Here is a 22,512-nt window from a genome sequence, read left to right as displayed (position 1 = left end):
GCCCCACCTGGTGGGGCGGATTGAGATTGCCCCGCCACGTGGGGCGGATTGAGCTTGCCCCACCTGGTGGGGCGATCTAACGTCCCGCAGGAGGGGGCGTGGGGGCTGCACCGGAATCGCGCGCAGTCCGCGTGCGCCACGCCAGACCGAGCAGGCCGCCGATGAGGGCGCCCGTGCCATTGGCCACGACATCCCAGACGGTGCCATTGCGTCCAACGGGTGCCAGGGTCTGGGTGACCTCGACCGCGGCGCTGAGCAGGATGCCTGCCAGCACCCAGGCCCACCAGGGCGTCCGGCGGAAGAGCACCACGGCCAGCGCGACAGGGGGGATGCAGGCCAGGACGTTGAGCGCCACGGCCGTCCCATCGGGACCGAAAGGCATCGGCACTCCTAGCCCCGCCACCCAGAAGTGGATCCGCACGATCAGCCGGTTGACCTCCCAGCCGTCCGGCCAGCCGACCGCGACCGCCATCCCGACCAGATAGAGCACGAGCGCGGCGAACCCGATCCCGCGTCGCATGACCCGCCTCTCAGACCACGCCGTCGAGATAGTCGACCACCGAGGCTCGCACCGGCATCAGGTACAGATTGTCACCGTGCTCACGGGCGAAGTCGATCGCCCGCCGAGCGAACGCTCGCTGCCAGTCCATCGTCGGGGTGAAGTCGGTCGGGAAGGCGACCAGGTTGCGTCGGCGCCAGTAGCCGATCGCCCCCTTGCTGGTCACCGTCGTCGCCCCCCACCAGATGGGCAGGTCGTCCGGCAGCACGCCCCGCCAGGCCTGCATCAGCGCGGTGTCGAAGAAGGGCTGGGTGAAGATCCCGGCAGCGCCGGCGGCCAACTTGCGCTCCAGATAGCGCAACTCCTGGGCGATGCCCTGCCGATAGGGGTCGAGTGCGGCATAGACAGTCAGCTCGGGCAGCTCAACCCGGAAGCGCCGGATCACATCGACCGCGTCCACCGGGTAGGTGTGGTGGGTGAAGTAGTCCGCATCGTCACCGGACACGATCAGCACCTCCGAGACGCCTTGCTCGAGCAGGTCCTGGCCCATCGTGAGTGGTGCGTCGGGGTCGACGTCTGCGGCCCGCAGGTGCGGGATCCTCCGGTATGCCGTTCCATCACCCCGCGTGGCCGCCGCACCGCAGATGCGGGTCGCCTCCCACGAGCGCACGTCGAACTTCAGCAGGTCTGGCACGTTGATCGTGTCGACCCCCGGCAGGCGCTGAGCGACCTCGGCCATCTCGGCGCGCAGCGACTCCTCGCTGCGGGGCACGAGTTCGACGGAGATGCGGGTCTGGGTGGTGGCCATCGGGGCAAGTCTGCCAAGAGGGTTCACGCTGCAGTCACTCTGGTGGTCCAGGGCGGACAATGCGTGGCCCTCACTGCGTGCCGAAGGAGGCAATCAGGACGAGCGGGGTAAGCTCAGCGCCGCAGCAACTCCAGCACCTGGTCGAGCTTGACCTCGAGCCCCTCCATCCGCCCTTCGAGCCCCGCTGCGCGCTGGCCCAGAGCCACGATGTCGGACTGCAACTCATCGAACCGGTTGGTGTGCCGCTTCTGCGTGCCCTGGACATCGAAGATCATGGTGTAGATCGCCGACACGTCGTTGTCCAGCTGGCGCACCTTGCGCTCGAGGTCCGTGGCTGTCATCGCCTCACCGTACCCGCGAGCAGGACGACACGCCGAGGCCCGAATCGCCGCCTGTGGACAAGCCTCACCCAAGCCTCATCGCGCGCACCCCGACGCTCAGCGCAGCAACGGCCCCAACCACCGCTCGGCCTCCTCGACGGTCCACCCCTTGCGCGCCGCGTAGTCCTCCACCTGATCGTGATCGATCCGGCCGACCGAGAAATACCGAGCGGCGGGATGACCGATCAGCAGGCCGGACACCGCGCTGTTCGGCGTCATCGCACCATGCTCGGTCAACCGCATGCCAGCCGCCGCCTCGGCGTCCAGCAGGGTCCAGAGCGTGAACTTCTCGGTGTGGTCAGGCTGGGCGGGATAGCCCGGCGCCGGCCGGATCCCGTCGTAGCGTTCCTTGATCAGGTCTTCGATCGCGAGGTCCTCCTGCGGCGCGTAGCCCCAGAACCTCGTCCGTACCTCCCGGTGCAGCCACTCCGCGAAGGCCTCGGCCAGCCGGTCGGCGAGCACCTGGACCATGATCGCGCCGTAGTCGTCCTGCTCCTCGCGCAGCTCCCGCGCCAGGTCCTCGGCGCCGTGGATCGACACCGCGAACGCTCCCACGTGGTCCACGGACTCACCGTCCGGTCCGGGTGGTGCGACGAAGTCGGCGAGCGCGGCATACCCGCCCTGCCCCCGCTTGCGCTGCTGCCTGAGCGTATGGAGTGTGACACCCTCCCCGTCGACGTCCAGGACGATGTCGTCCCCGGCTCGGGCGGCCGGCCACAGGCCGACGACCCCGCGTGCCCGCAGCAGGTCCTCATCGAGGATGCGTCGCAACCAGCGCTGGCCGTCCTCCCAGGTGCTGCGGGCCTGCTCGCCGACCTTGGGGTCCTCCAGGATGCGCGGGTAGGACCCGCGCAGCTCCCAGGCGGTGAAGAAGGGCGTCCAGTCCACGACCTCGACCAGCTCGGCAAGGGTCGGCTCCAGCACCGTGGTCCCGAGCAGCTCGGGCGCCACGCCCACCGGCTCGTCCACGGCCCGGCCATCTGCCCGCGCCTGGTCCAGCGGCACCAGCGTGACCTCCTTGCCGCTGTGCCGCTCGCGCAGCTCGGCGTAGGTCCCGGCGATCCGGTCGCGCAACTTCTCCTCGTGGTTGATCGCATCGGCGACCACGCCGACGGCCCGGGAGGCATCGACGACGTGCACCACCGTGCCCTCGTAGGCCGGGTCGATCTTCACCGCGGTGTGCGCCGCAGAGGTCGTGGCTCCACCGATCAGCAGGGGAGTGCTCAGCCCTCGACGCTGCATCTCGGTGGCCAGCGAGACCATCTCGTCCAGGCTCGGGGTGATCAGCCCGGAGACCCCGATCACGTCGGCATCGATCTCCTCGGCGGCAGCGAGCAGCTTCTCGGCCGGGACCATCACGCCCAGGTCGGTCACCTCATAGCCATTGCAGCCCAGCACCACGCCGACGATGTTCTTGCCGATGTCGTGCACGTCGCCCTTGACGGTCGCCATCAGCACGCGACCCTTCTGCGCGGACAGCCCGTCGGCCGCCTTCTGCGCCTCCAGATAGGGGGTCAGGTGGGCGACCGCCTTCTTCATCACCCGCGCCGACTTCACCACCTGCGGCAGAAACATCTTGCCGGCCCCGAACAGGTCGCCGACCACGTCCATCCCGGCCATCAGCGGCCCCTCGATCACCTGCAGCGGCGACCCGAGTTCCTGGTAGGCCTCCTCGGCGTCCTCGACCACATAGGTGTCGATCCCATGGACCAGCGCGTGCCGCAGCCGCTCGGTCACCGACTCCTCGCGCCAGGCCAGCTTGGCCTTCGCGGCCGCGGACGCACCTTCCGCGCCACCGGCCTCCGCCTCGGCCTGCGCCTTGATCCGCTCGGCCAGCTCGATCAACCGCTCGGTCGCGTCCGGTCGCCGGGCGAGCACCACGTCCTCGACCGTATGCCGCAGCTCGGGCTCGATCTCCTCGTAGACCCCGAGCATCCCGGCGTTGACGATCCCCATGTCCAGACCGGCTTCGATGGCGTGGAAGAGGAAGACGGCGTGCATCGCCTCGCGCACCGTGTTGTTGCCGCGGAAGGAGAAGGAGACGTTGGAGATGCCACCGGAGACCAGGGCTCCCGGCAGGTTTTCCTTGATCCAGCGGGTGGCCTCGATGAAGTCCAGCGCGTAGCGGTCGTGCTCGCTCATCCCGGTGGCCACGGTCAGCACGTTGGGGTCGAAGATGATGTCCTGCGCCGGGAACGGGTCAGGGAGGGCCGCACTGGCCTGGGTGAGCAGCCGGAAGGCGCGCTCGCAGACCTCGATCCGACGCTCGTAGCTGTCGGCCTGACCGGTCTCGTCGAAGGCCATCACCACCACGGCGGCCCCGTAGCGCCGCACCGTGGCGGCCCGCCGCAGGAACTCCTCCTCACCGTCCTTGAGCGAGAGCGAGTTGACCACGCCCTTGCCCTGCAGGCAGCGCAGCCCAGCCTCGAGGACCTCCCACCGCGAGGAGTCCACCATCACCGGCACGCGGGCGACGTCCGGCTCACCGGCGAGCAGGTTGAGGAAATGGGTCATCGTCGCCGGGCCGTCGAGCATGCCCTCATCGACGTTGACATCGATCAGTTGGGCGCCGGCCTCCACCTGCTGGCGGGCCACCGCGATGGCTGCGTCCCAGTCACCCTCGCGGACGTGCCGGGCGAACTTCGGGCTGCCGGTGATATTGGTCCGCTCGCCGACATTGACGAAGTTCACCTCCCGCGTGAGCGTGAACGCCTCCAGCCCCGAGGTGCGCAGGTAGGGCGAGCCCGTCGACAGCTCCCGGGGATCGGCCCGCCCCACGGCCTCGGCGATCGCGCGGATGTGGTCGGGGGTGGTGCCGCAGCAGCCGCCGACGATGTTGATCAGCCCCTCGGCGGCCATCGAGCCCAGGACCTCGGCCATCTCCTCCGGGGTGTCGTCATAGCCGCCGAAGGCGTTGGGCAGCCCGGCGTTGGGGTGCACCGAGGTCAGCGCACGCGGGGCGGCGGTGCCCAGCTCCCGCAGGTAGGGCCGCATCGCCTCCGCGCCGAGCGCGCAGTTGAGCCCGATCGAGAGCAGGTCCACATGCTCGGCCGAGACGGCGAAGGCCTCCGGCGTCTGACCGGACAGGGTCCGACCCGAGGCGTCGGTGATGGTGCCGGACAGCATGACGGGCAGCGGCGGCATACCTGACTCGGAGCGGGCCTGCTGGACGTCGGCGATCGCGTGCAGCGCCGCCTTGGCGTTGAGGGTGTCGAAGACCGTCTCGACCAGGAGCAGGTCGGCCCCGCCGTCGAGGAGGGCCTGCGCCTGCTCGGCATAGGCCGCGCGCAGCTGGTCGTAGGTGACGGTGCGCAGCTCTGGCCGCTCCACGTCGGGGGACAGGGAGGCGGTGCGATTGGTCGGGCCCAGCGAGCCGGCGACGTAGCGGGGCCGGCCAGTCTCCTGCTCGACCTCGTCGGCGACCTGACGGGCGACCCGGGCGGCCGCCAGGTTGATCTCGCGGACCAGGTGCTCGGCGGCGTAGTCGGCCTGGGCGATCGAGGTGGCCGAGAAGGAGTTGGTGGTCAGGATGTCCGCCCCGGCCTCGAGATAGGCGCGGTGCACCTGACCGATCACGTCCGGCCGGGTGATCCCGAGCAGGTCGAAGTTGCCTTTCAGCGAGCGGTCGGCCAGCTGGGCCCAGCCCTCGCCCTCCCCGTGGAAGTCCTCCTCGACCAGCTCGACCTGCTGCAGCATCGACCCGTAGCCTCCATCGAGGATGAGGATGCGCTCGCGCGCGAGGGCGCGCAGGTCGGGGCGGGAGAAGGTCATGGTGACCCAGCGTAGGTCCTGCGGTCCCGGACGGCCTCACGCGCCTCGTGCCGCAGGTCCTGCGCCTGTGACGCAGGTCACAGGCAACGTCGGGGCGCTTCCACCGCGTCCTGACCGCATGAGCAGGAGGATCCCGACATGAGGCTGTTTGGCCGGTCGGCACAGCAGACGGAGGCCGAGGCCTACGTCGAAGCGGCGATGCCGCGGTTGGTGGGGTTGGCCTACGCGATGACCGGACGCAAGGCCGATGCCGAGGACCTCGTCCAGGACACCCTGGCGATCGTCATCACCAAGTGGTCCCGGTTCAGCGAGGCCGACAACATCGACGCCTACGTCCGCCGGACCATGGTGAACACGCTGATGTCGAGCAAGCGACGTCGCTCGGCCAGCGAGGTGATCTCCCACGAGACGGTCACCGCAGACTGGTCCGCCCCACCCTCGGCCGCGTCCGATCAGGACGTCGTGGACCGCGCGGCGGTCCTGTCGATGGTGCGGGCCCTGCCCGACCGGCAGCGCGCCGTGATCGCGCTGCGCTACTACGACGACCTGGCCGACCGCGAGATCGCCCACGCACTCGGATGCACCGAGCAGGCGGTCCGCAGCGCGGCCCACTCAGCCCGACCGTGGGCCACTCGGCGACCTGCTCCTCGGTGCCGGCGTGGAGCAGCTGGTGGACGTGCGCCGCTTCCCCGGCAGCAGGCACAACCCGGACGCCCGTCGCGAGGCTCTGGAACAGTGGCTGCCGGGGCGCGGCATCGGCTATCGCTGGGAGGAGCGCCTCGGCGGTCGGAAGCGGCTCACCAAGGAGGAAGACGCGGAGAGCCCGGATCCCTGGTGGCGGGTCGCGCAGTTCCGCGCCTACGCGGCCGGCACCCGCACCCCGGTGTTTGCCGACGCCATACGGGACCTGCTGGCCGACGCCGAGCGCCAGTGCACCGTGATCATGTGCAGCGAGGCGGTGTGGTGGCGCTGCCACCGACGCATCGTCGCGGACGTCGTGACGCTGCTGCATGACGTCCCGGTGCGACACCTCATGCACGACGGCCGGCTGACCGAGCACCCCGTCAGCGACGGTGCGCGAGTCGGTCAGGACGGGGTGCTGGTCTGGGACGGCGACTGAGGGGACCGCATCGGGCTCCGCTTCACGGTCGAGCAGCTCGCCGAACCTGCCACAGACAAGATGTTGTCCCATGGACGGCAGCGAGAGCCTTGTCCATGGGACAACATCTTGTCTGTCACGGTGCGGGCCGGACAGACCGAGCGCGAGGCACGAGGCACCCCCGGACCGGGCGGTCCAGGGGTGCCTCGGGGGGGTGAGGGCGGTCAGACCGGAGGGTCAGACCTGCGGGGTCGGTCGGTCGCCGTCCTCCACCTTCGGCTCCATCTTGGCCAGGGAGCGGGCGGCCGCGTCACGGCCGCCGAGGCCGTAGGCCAGGGCCGCGGCGAGCGCACCGCCGACCACGACCGCGCCGAAGGCGAGGTTGATGATCGAGTCGGCGATCCCCATGTACTTCAGGCCCATCGCGACGAACAGCGCGGTGGTGGCCCAGTAGATGACGTTGCTCGCGGTGCCGTGGCCGATGGTGCGCCGCAGCAGACCGGCGATGAGGACGCCGGCCGCGATGATGGCGCCGCCGAAGAGCACCCGGCCACCCAGGCTGAGGATCTCCGCCAGGATGTCGGTGATCGCGGGGAAGTTCAGCATCTGCGCCGCCATGACGGCGAAGAAGAGCAGGATGCCCACGCGGGCGATCGTCGCGATGATCGCCGAGGCGCTGCGGCCCTCGGGCACGATGCCCAGACCCGCGATGGTGCGGTCAGCACCGAGCCCGCGCAGGGTCGACTCCAGCAGCTGGCCGACGTAGCGGGCGATGATGTAGCCCAGCCCGAGCAGCAGCGCCGCGGCGATGATCCGCGGGATCGAATCCAGGATCATCTGCAGCATGCTCTCGGCCGGGTCGGAGATGGCCGAGATCCCGAGGATCTGCAGGGCGGCGATGGCCACCACGATGAGGATGACGGCGAAGAGCAGGTTGGCCGCGATCGAGGACAGGCTGGTCGTGCTGCCGGAGGGGGTGGTCGAGGTCCGGGCTCCATCGGCGTCCCCGGAGTCCACGGGATCCGCGGGGTCGGTGAGGCCCTCGGCGGCGGCCCGGTCGTTGAGCCGGGCGACCGCCCGGTCCAGCCCGGCCGAGTCCAACGCGGTCTGCGTGATCTGCCGGGCGATCTTGGCGATGACGAAGCCGATGAAGAAGACGAACGCGGCGCCGATGATGTTCGGCACGTAGGAGAGCAGCGACTCCAGCATCCCCTGGATCGGGGCCAGGACCCGGTCGAGGGCGAAGACCTGCAGGACAGCGATGAGGCCGAAGAGCCACACCAGCAGCGAGGCGATCTGCCCCACCGCCTCCCCGAGCGACTCGCCGTCGCGTGACTCCCGCTGCAGGAAGCCGACCCGGGCGACGAGCTTCTTGAACGCCCACCGGACGGCCCGGGCGACCACCCACGTGACGATGAGGATCACGACGGCGATGCCGACCTTCTCCAGCAGTCCTACCCAGTCGTAGTTACGCCAGGTATCCATAGCTTTCTCCTTCGAGATTCGCGTCAGCAGCCGTGACCGGCCACCGGCGCCACACCCTAGGGAAAAGAGGAGATTCACAACCACCCGAAATCAATTGCATGAACAGATCGTTATCAGTTCGTCATACGGCCCAGTCAGCCCGCCCGGACGCCCAGGCCCTCCTCCGGCCGCCCGACGAAGGCCTGGTGCACCTGCTCGACCTCGGGCCCCAGGAAGCGCTGCGCCAGGAAGGTGAAGGCCTGCGGGTCGCCGGTGGTGAGCCACTGGTGCTGGGGCACGTTGTCCTGCGGGGCGAGCAGGTCGCCGTCGGTGAGGATGCGGTAGAGGTCGGCGGCGGTGGCCGCGGCCGAGCTGACCAGGCTGACCTGCTCCCCCGCGACGCTGCCCTCACCGAGGCCCCGCAGGACGAGGCGAGCGTGACCGGGCGCCCGGACCAGGCGAGCGTGACGCAGACCGTCGAGGTGGTCTCGGACACGCCGCCCTTCCAGAATCCGGACGCACTGCCCCCGGTGACGTGGGGCCCGGACAACCCGGACCTGCCGAACGCCTGGCAGATCCCCGACGCCCGGCCGACCGGCATCGCCTTCCTGGACGTCTTCGGCTCGCCGCAGTCGGCGAGCCAGTACCCCCGCACGATGCCGCTGATGAGCTTCATGGTCGCCAACCACGGGTACACCGGCATGATCGAGGCGCTGGCTGGCGCCAACTTCTCCTACTACGACGGCACCAACACCCTCGAGCAGGAGACGGTGGAGATCAACATCACCGCGTGGGACGACTCCGCGGCGATCCTGGACAGCTTCCGCACCGGTGAGTTCGTCACCGACGCGCGGTGGACGGATGCCAACCCGCCGCTGCGGGACTGGCCGGGTCGTGCTGACACCGACCACCTGCTCGTCGCCAGCGCCGCGCCGTGGGGCGGGATCGAGATGGCCGGAGCGATGGTCCGCCAGGGCGACTACCTGGTGGGCGTCACCGTCCAGGCCACGACCGAGGAGCGCGCCATCGAGGCCGCCACCCAGATCGCCGAGCAGACGGCAGCCAACCTGGCCTATCTCGACCCCGAGCACGGCACCGAGTAGGGAGCCCGCCGTGAGCATCCACCCCCGCCCGACCACGCTGCGGCAGCTCGAGGAGCTGCTGCGGCGGGTCTTCCGGGCCCCCAGCGGGATCGATCTGGGGGCTGTCGCCGTAGGCACCCAGGAGCAGGTCACCCAGCATCGGGCCCGCCGCATGGCCCGGTATGCCGTGACCCTGGCGATCGCGCTCGTCGCCATCCTCCTCGGCTGGTTCCTGGGCTCCCGCGGCTGAGCACGGGAGCCCGGGCTCGGTCTTTGCGACAATGGGCCTGACATGAACGCTGCCGCCGCCCTGCCCGCCGACCGTCCCCTCACCGCGACCTACCGCCTGCAGCTGCACGCGGGGTTCACCTGTGCCGACGCCCTCCGCGTCCTTCCGTATCTTGAGGCGCTCGGTGTCAGCCACGTCTATCTCTCCCCGATCCTGACGGCGGTCCCCGGCTCCGAGCACGGCTACGACGTGCTGGACCACAGCACCGTCAACCCCGAGCTGGGCGGCCGCGACGGCCTGGAGCGCCTCGCCGAGGAGGCCCACGGGCGGGGGATGGGGGTGATCGTCGACATCGTGCCCAACCACATGGCGCTGGTCTCGCCGCTGTGGAGCAACGCCCCGCTGTGGGAGGTGCTCCGCGACGGCCCGACGGCCGCCCGGGCGCACTGGTTCGACATCGACTGGGACCACCTCGGCGGACGCTTCGGGCTCCCGGTGCTGGGGCAGCCGCTCGCCGACGTGCTGGCGGCCGGGGAGATCACCGTCGACCGGGGCCGCGAGGACGAGGGGCCGGCGGCGGGGGAGCCGGTGGTCCGCTACTACGAGCACGTGCTGCCGCTGCGACCCGGCACCGAGCACCTCGCCGACGACCTGCCTGCCCTGCTCGATGCCCAGGCCTGGCTGCTGGCCGACTGGCGGGAGGGCGGGGAGGTGCTCAACTACCGGCGCTTCTTCGAGGTCGATGGCCTGATCGGCGTGCGCGTCGAGGAGCCGGACGTCTTCTCCGCCACCCATGCTGAGCTGCTCGACCTGCACGACCGGGGCGTGGTCGACGGCTTCCGGATCGACCACCCGGATGGCCTGTTCGACCCGACCGGCTACCTGGAGATGCTGCGCGCCCACCTGCGGCCCGGGGCCCCCGTCTGGGTGGAGAAGATCCTCGAGGGCAGCGAGCGGCTGCCCGACCTGTGGGCCTGCGAGGGCACCACGGGGTATGACGCGAACGCCGCCCTGTCCGCCGCCCTGGTCGACCCCACCACCACCGATGTCGTCACCAACGCGTGGGTGGCGACCGGCGGCGAGCCCGACCTGCACGTCGAGATCGACCGGTGCAAGCGACTGGCCGCCGAACAGCTGCTCGTCCCCGAGGTCAACCGGCTGCTGCGCCTGGCCACCCGCGCCCTGCCCCACCTGGAGCAGGACCGGCTGCGGGAGGCGCTGATCGAGCTCCTCGTCTCGGTGCACGTCTATCGCGCCTACGTCCGCCCCGGCGCTCCGCCCTCGCCCGAGGACGAGGCGATGGCTGCCCCGCTGCGCGACGGCCTGGCCCACGCGCAGGAGGCCCGGGAGGATCTGCATACGGAGCTGGGGGCCCTGGGCCAGGTGCTGCTGGACCCGGAGGGCGTCCCCCAGGACCCCGCTGCCGCGGCCGACCTGTGTGTCCGCTTCCAGCAGACCACCGGACCGGTGATGGCCAAGGGCATCGAGGACACCGCCTTCTACCGCTGGCACCGCCTGGTCGCCCTCAACGAGGTCGGCGCGGACCCCTCGGTCGGCCTGACGCCCGAGGGTGGCGAGGAACTTCTGCACGCCTGGGCCGAGCACCAGGCCGAGCACTGGCCGCTGGGCCTGACCACGCTGTCCACCCACGACACCAAGCGCAGTGAGGACGTCCGGGCCCGCATCCTGGCGGTGGCCGGCGACTGGGAGGCGTGGTCGCGGCTGGCCAAGTTCGGCCGCGACGCGGCGCAGGAGCACGACGTCGACCTGCCCACCGCCCACCTCCTGTGGCAGACGCTCGTCGGCGCGGGGCGGGTGAGCGAGGAGCGCCTGCGCGAATACCTGACCAAGGCCGTCCGCGAGGCCAAGGAGCACTCGACCTGGGTGGAGCCGGACGAGGACTACGAGTCCCGCGTCTTCGCCCTGGCCGAGGAGATGGTCGGCGAGGGTGGGGAGACCAGCGAGGCGATCGGCGCCGCCATCCGCGACAACTGGTTGACCATCCGCACCCTGATCCTGGCCCAGAAGATCCTCCAACTGACGCTGCCCGGAGTGCCGGACACCTACCAGGGCTCCGGTGTCGTCGACCTCTCCCTGGTCGACCCCGACAACCGCCGCCCCGTCGACTACGAGGAGCAGGTGGCGCGGCTGGCCCGGCTGGACGCCACCGGCTGGCCGACCGACCTGGACGACGAGGTGCTCTGGGTGACCTCCCGCGTGCTGCGGCTGCGCAGCTGGCTCCCGCAGGCCTACGGTCCCGGCGCCTCCTACGAGCGGATCGACGCCGGTCCGCACCTCCTGGGATTCCTGCGCGGTGGAGTCGCCGCCACGCTGACCATCCGGGCACCTCGCTCGCTCGGTGCCGCAGGCGGCCTCGGCGAGACCCAGGTCGAGCTGCCCGCCGACGTCTGGGTCGACGCCCTGACCGGGGCCGAGCACTACGCCGGTGATCGCGGAGACGGTCAGGGCGCGCTGCTGGCCACCGACGTCTTCGCCGACCGCCCGGTCGCCCTGCTCGTCCGGGCCCGCGACCTGCAGGAAGGACCCCGATGAAGATCACGCCGACAGCCCACCGCTTCGACCTCTGGGCCCCCGACGCCGACTCGGTCGACATCCTGCTCGGCGATGTCGCCGAGCCCGAGCGGAGGGCGCTGCGTCGTGGCGAGCACTTCGCCGACGAAGGTCATCCCCGGGCTGGCTGGTGGGAGCTGGACGAGATCGACGTGCGGCCCTTCGACGGCACCTACGCCTACAGCATCGACGGCGGCACGCCCGTCCCGGACCCGCGCTCGCGCCGCCAGCCGCACGGCGTCCACGGACCCAGCCGCCTCGTCGACACCGACCTGTTCACCTGGAGCGACGACACCTGGCGCGGCGTCCACCTCGAGGACGCCGTCGTCTACGAGCTGCACGTCGGCACCTTCGCCCCCGACGGCACCTTTGACGGCGTGATCGAGCATCTCGACCACCTCGTCGACCTCGGCATCACCGTCATCGAGGTGATGCCGGTGGCCTCCTTCCCCGGTCGCCACGGCTGGGGCTACGACGGCGTCGCGCTCTACTCGGTCCAGGAGTCCTATGGCGGCCCCGACGGGCTCGCCCGCCTGGTCGACGCCGCCCACGCCAAGGGCCTCGCGGTCTGGCTCGACGTCGTCTACAACCACCTCGGCCCCAGCGGCAACTACCTCGGCCAGGTCGCGCCCTACTTCACCGACCGCCACCACACCCCCTGGGGCCAAGCGGTCAACCTCGACGGCCCCGGCAGCGACCAGGTCCGCGCCTATCTGCTCGACAACGCCCGGATGTGGCTGCAGGACTACCACCTCGACGGGCTCCGCCTCGACGCGGTGCACGCCCTGCACGACGAGCGCGCCGTCCACCTCCTCGAGGACCTCGGGCGCCTCGCGGACGAGATCGCGGCGAGCGACGGCATACCCAGGACGCTGGTCGCCGAGTCCGACCGCAACGACCCCGCCACGGTGACCCCGCGCGGACCTGGTGGCTCCGGCGGGATCGGGCTGCACGGGCAGTGGGCCGACGACATCCACCACGCGCTGCACACGGTGCTGACCGGTGAGACCCAGGCCTACTACGGGGACTTCGCCGACGATCCCGACAGCCTGCCCAAGGTGCTCGGCCGCACCCCGTTCTTCCACGACGGCAGCTACTCCTCCTTCCGCGGTCGCCATCACGGCCGACCGGTCGACCCCGAGGTCACCCCGGGCTGGCGCTACGTCGCCTCGCTGCAGACCCACGACCAGATCGGCAATCGGGGGCCGGGCGACCGGATCGGGCACGGGATGCCGGTCGGACGGGCGGCGATCGGGGCGGCTCTGCTGCTCACCGCGCCCTACACGCCGATGCTGTTCATGGGCGAGGAGTGGGGCGCCTCGACCCCGTGGCAGTACTTCACCGACCACGAGGAGGAGTGGCTCGCCGAGTCGATCCGCGAGGGACGGCAGCGGGAGTTCGCCGAGCACGGCTGGGCCGGCGAGGTGCCGGACCCGCAGGACGAGGGGACGGTGACCGCGTCGACGCTGCGCTGGGAGGAGGTCCACGAGGGCGACCACGGTCGGCTGTATGCCTTCTACCGCGACCTCATCCGGCTGCGGCGCGAACTGCCCGGCCTCCGGTCGACCCCGCTGGCCCAGGGGTCCGTATGGCGTGACCCCGCCCAGGCTGCCGACGCACCGGGAGAGGTGCTCACGGTGGTGCGTGGTGACGTGCGGATGGTCGCTGTGCTGGGAGGTCGCGGAGATGTCGAGGCGGGCCGAGACGCGGCCGGAGAGGCTGGCGATGCGGTGAGCCCGGTTGCATCACTGACGCTTGATCCGCCCGCGTCGGCCCAGGTAGTGGCACACTTCGGCCAGGTGGACCAGGCGAACGGTCGAGTGTCCGTCGGCGTCGACTCGGTCGTGCTGCTGAGCGGGTGGCCGGAGGAGCCCGGTAGCGAGGCCGATGATGAGGAAGGTGGTGGCCGATGAGTGAGGGAGCCCAGTCGGGAGCGTCGCGGCGCCCCTTCCACCGGCCGACCTTGCGGCCGGCCGAGGTGCTGGAGGACGTCGCCGGCGGAGTTGATCCTCTGGAGGTGGCCGAGGCTGCGCACCGCACCGCCGAGCTCGTGGTCGGGCGAGGCCGCACCGGGCGCAACGACCCCGAGCTGACCGGACGACTGGTCGCCCTGGTCGAGGAACTGGGGTTGGCGACGGTGGCTGAGATGTGGGCCGATCGACCGGCGCGCACGCTGCCGGGGACCCTGTGGCGGCTCTATCTCCTACGCGAGTGGGTGTTGCGCCAGCCCGACGAGGTGGCCCGCCTGTTCGCTGGGGGTGCGGCGCACGCAGAGGTCTACCGGGCGATCTCCGGCGTGGCCGAGCCGCCCGAGCCCGATGCCTTGCGGGCGCTGACCGAGGAGATCCTGACCGGTGTCTTCACCGGAGATCTGGCGATTGCCCTCGAACGCGCTGCGGCCTTCTGCCGCGTGGTCTCGGTGGGCCTGGCCGAGCCCGGAGTCGACGACATCCCGACGGCGCAGGCCGAGCGGGGTGCGCGCCTGCGCGATACCGCCGACGACCTCACCGCCAGCGCCCGGCTGTGGCGCCTGGGGGACCTGCACTAGCTCTCGGATCGTCTCCAACAGGTCTCGGATCGTCACCAACAGGTCTCGGATCGTCTCCAACAGGTCTCGGATCGTCTCCAACCACCTGGACCCAGCCACGCCATCCCCTGTGAGTGCCCCGATGTGGCCCGGGCGGTGGCGCGGAATCGCGGTGTTTCCCCTGTGAGTGCCCCGATGTGGCCCGGGCGGTGGCGCGGAATCGCGGTGTTTCGCCTGTGAGTGCCCCGATGTGGCACGGGCGGTGGCGCGGGATCGCGCTCGGGAACATCTGCGGGGTGGGCGCCGTTATGCTTCTGTGCGTGCCGGGCCGCGGCAGCCCCGGGCTCCAACATTCGCCGCTACGAGCGGCCACGCGCCGAGAGGCGCTCCCGGTCCGGCACGCACACACTCTTGTCGGGGCCTGGCGACCTCAGGACTTCAGCTCGGCGGGCGGTGCCGCTCGAGCGCGACCACGCGGGCGTCGGCACCCGTGCCGGTCATCGTCAACGCCAGCACCTCTCCCTTGTCGAGCGACTTCTTGCGCAGCCGGGTCAGCAGACTGCGCGAGCCGCTGTCCAGCTCCTTGCCGGCCAGCGAACGCACCGTGGCCAGCAGCGGCTCCAGCACCGGACCGTGCGTGCACAGCGCAGCCGGCTCACCGGCATCGAGCAGTCGGCCCAGGTGCTTGTCCAACTTGCTCGGGTCGGCCTCGAAGCCTTCCTCGGACAGTCCCTTCTTGGTGACCAGTTCCACCCCGGACACCGTGGCGAACGGCTTCACCGTGTCGTAGCACCGCACCGACGGACTGCTCAGCAGCCGGGTCGGAGCATAGGCCGTCAGCAGCGGCACGAGGTGCGCCGACCATCGGTGGCCAGCATCGTCCAGCGGTCGCAGCGGATCCGGCTTCTTCCAGTTCCCGCGCGGAAGCGCCGTCGCGTGGCGCACCACCAGCAGCGGCCAGGTGTCCAGCAGGCCGGCCCGCTCCAACGTCACCAGCGCTCCCAGCTGCTCGCAGTCGCGCTCGTAGGACAGCCTCGATCCGGCCTTGTCGGGGGAGAGCCAGATGACCTCGTCGACCTCGTGCTCGAGCTCCCCGCTGCCCCCGATCACCTCACCCGCCCAATAGCGCACCCGCTTCAGCTGCCCACCCCGCAGGCGGTACTGGGCCTCCGGCAGCGGCATCCCCAACCGCACCGTCAGGCCGGTCTCCTCCACGGTCTCGCGCGCCGCAGCCGTGGCCCAATCCTCACCACGGTCCAACTTGCCCTTGGGCCAGGACCAGTCGTCATAGCGCGGCCGGTGGACCATCGCCACCTCGAGCTGACCCTTGCGCACCCGATAGGGCAGCACCCCGGCCGCCCGCACCGACACCCTGCTCACGAGACTCCGATCACGAGGGCGACCCCGCGGCATACTGGACATCGATCGCCGACCGCTCGAAACCGAGCCGGTGATAGGTCGCGATCGCCGCCGCGTTGTCGCCGTCCACATATAGCGTCGCCGTCTCGGCGCCTCGCGCGCGCAGGTGGAGCAGACCCAGCAGCGTCGCCGCCTTGCCCAGCCCTCGGCCCTGGTAGTCGGGGTCGACGCCCACGACATACACCTCGCCGTCACCGCTGTCCTCGACCTTGGTCCAGTGGAAGGCCGCCAGCCGGGCGACCCCCTCCTCGTCGCGCTCGGCGCGGTCCTCGACCACGAGGAAGCCCTGCGGGTCGAACCACGGCTCGCCCTCGCGCTCGCGCAGATCGGTGAGTGTCATCCGGCCCTGCTCGGGGTGGTCGGCGAAGGCCCGCGCGTTGACCGCGAGCCATGCCTCCTCGTCCTGGCCGACCCGGAAGGGGCGCACGGCCAGCTCGTCCGGCAGGTCGACCGAGTCGGGCAGCTCGGACCACTCGCCTTCCAGCGGCCGACTCATCTGCCACAGCTCGCGGACGACCTCAAGCTCGCGGGAGGTGTAGAGCCGCCGCGCGTCCTGGAGGTCACCGTGCGACCACAGCCGCACCCCCGGCCAGCGCTCGAGCACGTGGTCGAGCAGGTGCCCGCCGATGCCCTGGCGACGGTGGGCGGGATCCACGACGAGCTCGGCAGAAGGGGCCTGGGGGTCACCCTCGTCGACGTGCCCGTAGGCCACGATCGTGCCGTCGCCCTCGCCTCGACGGACGACCAGGTGGGTCGAGGTGGGAGAGGTCTCCTCCTCGGGAAGGCGTCGCGCCTGGAGCACGGTCTGCTCGGACAGGGGCTTCACACCGTCGTGCTGGGCGGCTCGCACCGCGAGGGCGAGCACATCGCCGGACACGCGTGGTGGCAGGGTCCGCAGCTCCTCGATGAGGGGGTTCGGGCCGGGCATGGGGACAGTCTGGCACGAGGCTCAGCGGTCGCCGCCGCGCGGCCCGCTGAAGCGATAACCCACCCCGCGGATGGTCCCGATCAGCGATTCGCGCTCCGAGCCGAGCTTGGCGCGCAGCCGCCGGATGTGCACGTCCACGGTCCGCGTGCCGCCGTAGTAATCCATCCCCCAGACCTCCTGCAGCAGCACGTCGCGCGTCACCACGCGGCCCGGGTGCTGCACCAGATAGCGCAGCAGCTCGAACTCCTTGAAGGTCAGGTCCAGCGGCTGCCCACCCACCCGGACCGACCAGCTCGCCTCGTCCACGACCACGTCGGCCACGCGGATCGGGCTCGGATCGTCCCGGTATGTCGATTCCCCCCCGGGCGCGCTCGTGCCGGGCTCGGTGCGGGGCCGGCTGAGCAGCAGGCGCAGACGGGCGGAGATCTCGGCCGGTCCGGCGCCGGCGACCACGAAATCGTCGAGGGACCACTGGTGGTCGACCAGCCCCAGGGCGCTGTCGCCGAGGACCGCGAGGACCGGGGGGCCGAGCTCGAGCGCGGCCATCGTCTTCAACGCGCCGTGTCCGGCGACCAGGTCGGTGACCAGATCGACGAGGACGAGATCGGGCTCGTGGTCGGCGGCGAGCAGCGCGGCGGGATCCAGCCCCTTGACGGTGACGACGTGGGGAAGCAGGGCCAGTCCGGGGAGCACCGTGGCCACCGCGGCCGGGGCCGGGGTGCTGGGGGTGAGGAGGACCAGGTCTGCCACCACCACAGAATATGGGGCAGCGGCTGGGATACTGGTGCTGATGTCGACCCTGCCCGCTCCCAGCGTCCCGCTGCGTCCCGTCGTGTCGGCCCAGGTGGCCGGCGCGGTGCTGGTCGTGTGCGTGGTCCTGGGTGCGGCGGTGCTCTCGGCGCCGTGGCTGCTGGCGGTCTCGCTGGCGGCGGCCTCCGTCCTGCTGGCCTGGGGGTGGACCGGACTGCTCTCCCTGCCGACCCCGCGCGGCACCGTCGGCACGATCGTGCTCGGCGGGCTGGCGGTGGTCAGCGCGGTGGCGCTGCGTGAGGACCCGCCGTGGTTGAGCTGGATGCCGGCGGCGTTGACCCTGGCAATGATCGCTGCTTTCGTCCATCAGATCCTGCGACGTGACGGGCGGCCGCGCGTGGTCCAGTCGGTGAGCGCCGTGGTGCTGGCCCTCGGGCTGGTCGGCTGCGGTGTCCTGCTGCTGCCCGCCTCGCGGACGCCGGAGGGGGTGGCGCTGGTCCTGGGTGCTCTCTCGGCGGCAGGGGCGTCGGCGATCGGCGACATCCTGGACCGGTGGGACTGGGCCGGTCCCTGGTTGACCGCGATGGCCATGGTGACCGGCGGCGCGTCGGCGGTCGGGGTGGCGTTGGGCCTCGGCGTCCCGTGGACGACGTGGCTGCTCGTCGGGGTGGCGTCCGGGGCGTTGAGCCACGCGATGCGTCAGGTGCTCGCGCCGCTGCCGACGATGGCGCACGCACGGCCCCGGCTGGTGGCCGCGGTCGCCTCGGTGCTGATCGTGGGCGTGGTGCCGGTGCTGGTCGCGCTGGTGCTCGTACCCGAGGCGCTGCCCTAGCAGGGTCCACCTCGCGGCCCTAGCGGGGTCCACCTCGCGCGATCTACCTCCCCTAGCATGGGGGGCGTGCCTATCGAGATCGATCCCACCATGCACCCCGACCTCGCGCCGCTGGCCTGGATGATCGGATCCTGGGCCGGTGCCGGGGTGGTCGGCTACCCCTCGATCGAGTCCCGCAACTTCGGGCAGGAGATCGACGTCACCCACGATGGGCGGCCCTTCCTGATGTGGACCTCCCGGACCTGGCTGCTCAACGAGCAGGGCGAGAAGGAGCGCGCGGCCGCCATCGAGACCGGCTTCTGGCGGCCCCAGCCCGATGACGAGGTCGAGCTGTTGCTGGCGCACCCGACCGGCATCGTGGAGATGTACTACGGCAAGACCAGCCCGGCCCGTGTCGAGCTGCAGACCGACGGCGTCATCCGCAGCCCGCAGGCCAAGGAGTACTCCGCGGCCCACCGGATGTACGGCTACGTCAACGGCAACATGATGTGGGTGATGGACATGGCTGCCACCGGTCACGCCCTGCAGTCCCATGTGTCCGCAGAGCTCAAGCGGGTGTGAGCCGCAAGCGGACTGAGACCTGACGCGGGTCTGGGCCTCAGCAGCCGCCGAAGCCGCTGCGCGGGGAGACGTTGTCCACATAGCTGGACATCGAATCGGTCCGCAGGTGCTCGCTGAGCACGCCCATCTGCGAGCCCGCCATCACCACGATCGAGCCGGCGACCGGGTGGTTGGAGATGCCGCACCACGGGCCCTGCCAGAAGTGGATGTCGCCGCCGCGGACGTTGCGCATTGAGAATCCGAGGTCGCGCATGTCGCTCACCTGCAGGTCCCGGTCCACGGTGAGGTTGCTGGTCGCCGCATCCACGAAGTTGGCGACCCGGGCCGGGTTGGTGAGGGTGTCCACGGACAGCGCCTTGTTCATGATGCCCTTGATGAACTGCATCTGCCGCTCGCCGCGGGAGATGTCGCCCTGGGACAGCGAGTAGCGCTCCCGGACGAAGCGCAGGCCCTGCTCGCCGTTCATGTGGTGAGCTCCGGTGCTGAAACCGCCACCGGCCTCGGTGACCTGGACGGTGACGCCGCCGATGGCGTCGGTCATCGCCTTGAAGCTCTCGAAGTTGGTGATGACGACGTGGTCGATCGGCACGTTCACCAGCGGCTGGAGGGTCTGCACCAGCAGGGGCGCGCCGCCGTAGGAGTAGGCCGCGTTGATCTTGGAGGAGCCGCCCGTGCCCGCAATCGGGACGAACAGGTCGCGCGGGAAGTGGATCAGGTCGACGCGCTCGCGGTCGCCGCTGATGTGCATGAGGATGATGACGTCCGAGCGGCCCCGCTCGACGCTGAGGTCGCGGGAGTCCGAGCCGATGATGAGGAAGTTCAGCGCATCTCCGGCGCGGGGGTCGCGCTCCGGCGTGGTCGCGGTGATCTCACCGCCCTGGTAGTCCAGCTCCTCGCCGTCCTCGTCAACCAGCGGGGCCACGCCCTCGTCCTCACCGTCCTCGCCGGTGCTGGGGTCAGCGGCCTTGTCCGAGGTGTCGCCAGCCTCCTCGTCGGGCGCTCCCGCTCCCTCATCCGAGGGGTCGCCGTCCTCGGTGCCGGGCTGGTTGCCGCCGGTGAGGTTGGGGGAGATGGTGATGACCGCGTTCTCCTTGGCGAGCAGATCCTGGTGCTCGACGTTCTGGGACACGGTGCGCTGCAGATAGAAGGCGTAGCCGCCGATGGCGACCACGCCGAGCAGCGCCAGGACGCCGATCACCGCGACGAAGGAGCGCAGCGGGTGCCGCTTCTTGCGGCGTCGCCGCTCAAAGCGCGGGTCGTCGCCGCCGTCGTAGTCGTCGTAGGCCTCATAGGAGGCGTCGTCCGCATACGCCATGAGCGTGGAGTCTACGGGCCCAGGCTGGGGAATCGCTGTCACAGCAGTGCCGTACCGTGCACGACATGAGCCAGGTTCCGAGCGTGCTGTTGTCCCGACCGGGCGCCGTGGACGGCACCGGGGCCGACGCGGGTGTCGCCGCGCACTACGGCGCTCCCCACAAGGAGCAGCAGCTGCTGGCCGAAGGCCTGGCTGTGGTCGATCTGTCCCACCGTGGCGTGGTGACCGTCAGCGGCCCCGATCGACTGACCTGGTTGCATTCGCTGACCACCCAGCAGATCAGCGACCTGGCACCCCGGCAGAGCGCTGAGACGCTCATCCTCTCGCCCAAGGGGCACATCGAGCACGCGCTGCACCTCGTGGACGACGGCGAGACGGCGTGGCTGACCACCGAGCCCGGCGGTGCCGAGGCAGTGACCGCCTGGCTGGACTCGATGCGCTTCATGCTTCGGGTCGAGGTGGCCGACGTCTCGCACCGGTATGCCGTGCTCGGCGAGCCGATCGGCCGCCCCTCCGCCGAGGGGGAGCCGCTGGCCTGGGTCGACCCGTGGCCCGGCCCGGTGGGGGACACCTTCTGCTACGGGCCGGAAGGGCAGGAGCACCCTGGCCATGGCCGGGCCTGGCGTGAGCTGATCGTGCCGGTCGAAGACCTGGAGCAGGCGGTGGCCGGACGACCGCTTGCGGGCACCTGGGCCGCCGAGGCACTGCGCGTGGCGGCCTGGCGGCCCCGGGCCGGCGTGGACACCGATCACCGCACGATCGCGCACGAGCTGGACTGGCTGCGCACCGCTGTCCACCTGCACAAGGGCTGCTACCGCGGCCAGGAGACGGTGGCCCGGGTGAAGAACCTCGGCCGCCCCCCGCGCCGCGTCGTTTTCCTGCACCTCGACGGCTCCGGCCACGTCCTGCCCGAGCCCGGCACCGAGCTGACCCCCGTCGACGGCGGCCGCGCGGTCGGCCACCTCACCACCATCGCCCGCCACCACGAGGACGGACCGATCGCGCTCGCGATCATCAAGCGCAACACCGCTCCCGACGCCGTCCTGCTCGCCGGCACCACCAGCGCCGCCCAGACCCTCATCCTCACCCCCTAGCCCCACCCCACCCCACCCCCTCTTTCCCGACCGAACGCGCACCAGGTCGCCCCACAGCCCGACCGAACGCGCGCCAGGTCGCGCCACAGCCCAACCGGACGCGCGGGACTGCCCGGCCACACGGCATACGGGGGCGGCTGAGAGGATCGGGCGCATGCCGCAGATCTCCCTCGCGCCCTCGGACAGCCCGCTCGCCCAGGCGCCGGTCGTCGCCGAGGTCGTCCGCAATGACTTCGTCGAGTCGGTCCACCACGGCGTCGTCGCCGCCCTTGACCGCGACGGCAGCCGGCTGATCGCGCTCGGCCCGGTCGACGCCCCGATCCTGCCGCGCTCCTCCCTCAAGCCGCTCCAGACCGTGGCGATGCTCCGCGCGGGAGCCGAGTTCGCGAGCGAGGAACTCGTCGCCCTCAGCGCCGCCAGCCACCCGGGCGAGGACTTCCACCAGGAGGGCGCGCGCCGCATCCTCGACGCGGTCGGCCTCGACGCGACCGCGCTCCAGAACACCCCCTCCCGCCCGCTCGACGACGCTGCCGCGCGCGAGTTCATCCAGGCGGGGCAGGAGCCGACCGCCCTCGCACAGAACTGCTCCGGCAAGCACGCCGGCATGCTCGCCGCCTGCGTCGCCGCGGACTGGGACACCGGCACGTATCTCCAGGCCGACCATCCGCTCCAGCGGCTGATCGTCGAGGTGATCGAGGAACTCACCGGCGAGCCGGTCACCGTGACCACCGTCGATGGCTGCGGCGCCCCCGCGCATGGGGTCACCCCGGTCGGCCTGGCGCGTGCGTTCGGCCGGATCGCCGGTGCCGGCGAGGGCACCCCCGAGCGCCGCGTCGCCGACGCCATCGCCGCCCACCCCGAGTGGCTCGGCGGCACCGGCCGGGACGTGACGCGCCTGATCGCCGGCGTCCCGGGCCTGATCGCCAAGGACGGAGCCGAGTCCGTGTATGCCGTGGGGCTGGCCGACGGGACCGGCCTCACCGTGAAGATCGCGGACGGGGCAGAGCGCGCCCGGGTGGTGGTCGCCACCGCGGCGCTGCGCCACCTGGGTGCACGGGAGCTGGGGCCGGAGGTGGGCCGCGTGCTGGCAGAGCTGGATGCCGAGGCCGTGGTCAAGGGGCACGGACAGAAGGTCGGGGTCGTGCGTGCGCTGCTGGGCTGAGCCGATGGTGGTGACCGGCGT

The 22,512-nt window shown here is 71.2% G+C and carries 20 protein-coding genes and 1 pseudogene; 11 read left to right on the top strand and 10 right to left on the bottom strand.

Annotated elements, in window-relative coordinates:
• Positions 1-76: 76 nt before the first annotated feature.
• The 4 genes from ACQBAT_RS12940 to metH all read right to left on the bottom strand — a co-directional run bounded on the left by ACQBAT_RS12940 (position 77) and on the right by metH (position 5,458).
• Entirely contained in the window at positions 77-520 is a 444-nt protein-coding gene (locus tag ACQBAT_RS12940; RefSeq protein ID WP_420747616.1) for a VanZ family protein, read from the bottom strand.
• Between the two features lie 10 nt (positions 521-530).
• The gene (locus tag ACQBAT_RS12935) at positions 531-1,307 is read right to left on the bottom strand and encodes a methylenetetrahydrofolate reductase (protein WP_420747617.1); all 777 of its coding nucleotides are present in this window, start codon (positions 1,305-1,307) and stop codon (positions 531-533) included.
• Between the two features lie 113 nt (positions 1,308-1,420).
• Positions 1,421-1,648 (bottom strand): hypothetical protein, encoded by a 228-nt coding sequence (locus ACQBAT_RS12930; RefSeq protein ID WP_420747618.1) that lies wholly within the window; start codon positions 1,646-1,648, stop codon positions 1,421-1,423.
• A 96-nt stretch (positions 1,649-1,744) separates the two neighbouring features.
• Positions 1,745-5,458: a methionine synthase gene (gene metH / locus ACQBAT_RS12925; RefSeq protein ID WP_420747619.1), complete on the bottom strand. Its 3,714-nt coding sequence runs from the start codon at positions 5,456-5,458 to the stop codon at positions 1,745-1,747.
• Between the two features lie 138 nt (positions 5,459-5,596).
• Between metH and ACQBAT_RS12920 the strand changes: the two are divergent.
• Together ACQBAT_RS12920 and ACQBAT_RS12915 are read left to right on the top strand one after the other, a co-directional pair.
• A pseudogene (locus ACQBAT_RS12920) lies at positions 5,597-6,034 on the top strand (sigma-70 family RNA polymerase sigma factor); the annotation flags it as partial.
• 82 nt (positions 6,035-6,116) lie between these two features.
• A complete protein-coding gene (locus ACQBAT_RS12915) occupies positions 6,117-6,578 on the top strand; it encodes a DUF488 family protein (RefSeq protein WP_427197695.1) in 462 nt (153 codons plus the stop codon).
• A gap of 216 nt (positions 6,579-6,794) precedes the next feature.
• Here ACQBAT_RS12915 and ACQBAT_RS12910 read toward each other — a convergent pair whose 3' ends face one another.
• Positions 6,795-8,042, bottom strand: a complete 1,248-nt coding sequence (locus ACQBAT_RS12910) for a mechanosensitive ion channel (protein WP_420747620.1) — start codon at positions 8,040-8,042, stop codon at positions 6,795-6,797.
• 134 nt (positions 8,043-8,176) lie between these two features.
• A complete protein-coding gene (locus tag ACQBAT_RS12905; RefSeq protein ID WP_420747621.1) occupies positions 8,177-8,320 on the bottom strand; it encodes a hypothetical protein in 144 nt (47 codons plus the stop codon).
• Here ACQBAT_RS12905 and ACQBAT_RS12900 point away from each other — a divergent pair.
• Genes ACQBAT_RS12900 through ACQBAT_RS12880 form a run of 5 tightly spaced genes read left to right on the top strand, consistent with a single transcriptional unit; the run spans position 8,309 to position 14,451 of the window.
• Positions 8,309-9,124: a hypothetical protein gene (locus ACQBAT_RS12900; protein ID WP_420747622.1), complete on the top strand. Its 816-nt coding sequence runs from the start codon at positions 8,309-8,311 to the stop codon at positions 9,122-9,124. The two genes, ACQBAT_RS12905 and ACQBAT_RS12900, sit on opposite strands and share 12 nt — an antisense overlap.
• 10 nt (positions 9,125-9,134) lie before the next feature.
• The gene (locus tag ACQBAT_RS12895; RefSeq protein ID WP_420747623.1) at positions 9,135-9,353 is read left to right on the top strand and encodes a hypothetical protein; all 219 of its coding nucleotides are present in this window, start codon (positions 9,135-9,137) and stop codon (positions 9,351-9,353) included.
• A 42-nt stretch (positions 9,354-9,395) separates the two neighbouring features.
• Positions 9,396-11,885, top strand: a complete 2,490-nt coding sequence (gene treY / locus ACQBAT_RS12890) for a malto-oligosyltrehalose synthase (RefSeq protein WP_420747624.1) — start codon at positions 9,396-9,398, stop codon at positions 11,883-11,885.
• A complete protein-coding gene (gene treZ / locus ACQBAT_RS12885) occupies positions 11,882-13,816 on the top strand; it encodes a malto-oligosyltrehalose trehalohydrolase (protein WP_420747625.1) in 1,935 nt (644 codons plus the stop codon). The genes treY and treZ overlap by 4 nt, the downstream gene beginning before the upstream one ends.
• On the top strand, positions 13,813-14,451 hold the full coding sequence (locus tag ACQBAT_RS12880) for a hypothetical protein (RefSeq protein WP_420747626.1): 639 nt from the start codon (positions 13,813-13,815) through the stop codon (positions 14,449-14,451). The genes treZ and ACQBAT_RS12880 overlap by 4 nt, the downstream gene beginning before the upstream one ends.
• A gap of 417 nt (positions 14,452-14,868) precedes the next feature.
• On the opposite strand, the gene ACQBAT_RS12875 is transcribed toward ACQBAT_RS12880, so the two are convergent.
• Genes ACQBAT_RS12875 through ACQBAT_RS12865 form a run of 3 tightly spaced genes read right to left on the bottom strand, consistent with a single transcriptional unit; the run spans position 14,869 to position 17,527 of the window.
• Positions 14,869-15,810, bottom strand: coding sequence for an NUDIX hydrolase (locus ACQBAT_RS12875; RefSeq protein ID WP_420747627.1), 942 nt, complete (start codon positions 15,808-15,810; stop codon positions 14,869-14,871).
• A 10-nt stretch (positions 15,811-15,820) separates the two neighbouring features.
• Positions 15,821-16,777, bottom strand: coding sequence for a mycothiol synthase (gene mshD / locus ACQBAT_RS12870; RefSeq protein ID WP_420747628.1), 957 nt, complete (start codon positions 16,775-16,777; stop codon positions 15,821-15,823).
• A gap of 21 nt (positions 16,778-16,798) precedes the next feature.
• A complete protein-coding gene (locus tag ACQBAT_RS12865) occupies positions 16,799-17,527 on the bottom strand; it encodes a winged helix-turn-helix transcriptional regulator (protein WP_420747629.1) in 729 nt (242 codons plus the stop codon).
• Positions 17,528-17,567: 40 nt separating this feature from the next.
• On the opposite strand from ACQBAT_RS12865, the gene ACQBAT_RS12860 reads away from it, so the two are divergent.
• Together ACQBAT_RS12860 and ACQBAT_RS12855 are read left to right on the top strand one after the other, a co-directional pair.
• Complete coding sequence (locus tag ACQBAT_RS12860; protein WP_420747630.1) at positions 17,568-18,359, top strand: hypothetical protein; 792 nt, start codon at positions 17,568-17,570, stop codon at positions 18,357-18,359.
• A 66-nt stretch (positions 18,360-18,425) separates the two neighbouring features.
• A complete protein-coding gene (locus ACQBAT_RS12855) occupies positions 18,426-18,920 on the top strand; it encodes an FABP family protein (RefSeq protein ID WP_420747631.1) in 495 nt (164 codons plus the stop codon).
• A 37-nt stretch (positions 18,921-18,957) separates the two neighbouring features.
• On the opposite strand, the gene ACQBAT_RS12850 is transcribed toward ACQBAT_RS12855, so the two are convergent.
• Positions 18,958-20,235, bottom strand: coding sequence for an LCP family protein (locus ACQBAT_RS12850; protein ID WP_420747632.1), 1,278 nt, complete (start codon positions 20,233-20,235; stop codon positions 18,958-18,960).
• Positions 20,236-20,300: 65 nt separating this feature from the next.
• On the opposite strand from ACQBAT_RS12850, the gene ACQBAT_RS12845 reads away from it, so the two are divergent.
• Positions 20,301-21,329 (top strand): YgfZ/GcvT domain-containing protein, encoded by a 1,029-nt coding sequence (locus ACQBAT_RS12845; protein WP_420747633.1) that lies wholly within the window; start codon positions 20,301-20,303, stop codon positions 21,327-21,329.
• Between the two features lie 154 nt (positions 21,330-21,483).
• On the top strand, positions 21,484-22,491 hold the full coding sequence (locus ACQBAT_RS12840) for an asparaginase (RefSeq protein WP_420747634.1): 1,008 nt from the start codon (positions 21,484-21,486) through the stop codon (positions 22,489-22,491).
• Positions 22,492-22,512 lie beyond the last annotated feature (21 nt).

The sequence above is a fragment of the Ornithinimicrobium pulveris genome (assembly GCF_050261105.1).
GTDB lineage: Bacteria > Actinomycetota > Actinomycetes > Actinomycetales > Dermatophilaceae > Ornithinicoccus.
Note: the sequence above shows the minus strand (reverse complement) of the source record. Positions and strands in the feature narration are given on the sequence as shown.

Excerpts from the sequence above, each read along its gene's own strand:
- ACQBAT_RS12940 (WP_420747616.1), bottom strand. The coding sequence starts at position 520 with ATGCGACGCGGGATCGGGTTCGCCGCGCTCGTGCTCTATCTGGTCGGG.
- ACQBAT_RS12935 (WP_420747617.1), bottom strand. The coding sequence starts at position 1,307 with ATGGCCACCACCCAGACCCGCATCTCCGTCGAACTCGTGCCCCGCAGC.
- ACQBAT_RS12930 (WP_420747618.1), bottom strand. The coding sequence starts at position 1,648 with ATGACAGCCACGGACCTCGAGCGCAAGGTGCGCCAGCTGGACAACGAC.
- metH (WP_420747619.1), bottom strand. The coding sequence starts at position 5,458 with ATGACCTTCTCCCGCCCCGACCTGCGCGCCCTCGCGCGCGAGCGCATC.
- ACQBAT_RS12910 (WP_420747620.1), bottom strand. The coding sequence starts at position 8,042 with ATGGATACCTGGCGTAACTACGACTGGGTAGGACTGCTGGAGAAGGTC.
- treY (WP_420747624.1), top strand. The coding sequence starts at position 9,396 with ATGAACGCTGCCGCCGCCCTGCCCGCCGACCGTCCCCTCACCGCGACC.
- treZ (WP_420747625.1), top strand. The coding sequence starts at position 11,882 with ATGAAGATCACGCCGACAGCCCACCGCTTCGACCTCTGGGCCCCCGAC.
- ACQBAT_RS12880 (WP_420747626.1), top strand. The coding sequence starts at position 13,813 with ATGAGTGAGGGAGCCCAGTCGGGAGCGTCGCGGCGCCCCTTCCACCGG.
- mshD (WP_420747628.1), bottom strand. The coding sequence starts at position 16,777 with ATGCCCGGCCCGAACCCCCTCATCGAGGAGCTGCGGACCCTGCCACCA.
- ACQBAT_RS12860 (WP_420747630.1), top strand. The coding sequence starts at position 17,568 with ATGTCGACCCTGCCCGCTCCCAGCGTCCCGCTGCGTCCCGTCGTGTCG.
- ACQBAT_RS12850 (WP_420747632.1), bottom strand. The coding sequence starts at position 20,235 with ATGGCGTATGCGGACGACGCCTCCTATGAGGCCTACGACGACTACGAC.
- ACQBAT_RS12845 (WP_420747633.1), top strand. The coding sequence starts at position 20,301 with ATGAGCCAGGTTCCGAGCGTGCTGTTGTCCCGACCGGGCGCCGTGGAC.
- ACQBAT_RS12840 (WP_420747634.1), top strand. The coding sequence starts at position 21,484 with ATGCCGCAGATCTCCCTCGCGCCCTCGGACAGCCCGCTCGCCCAGGCG.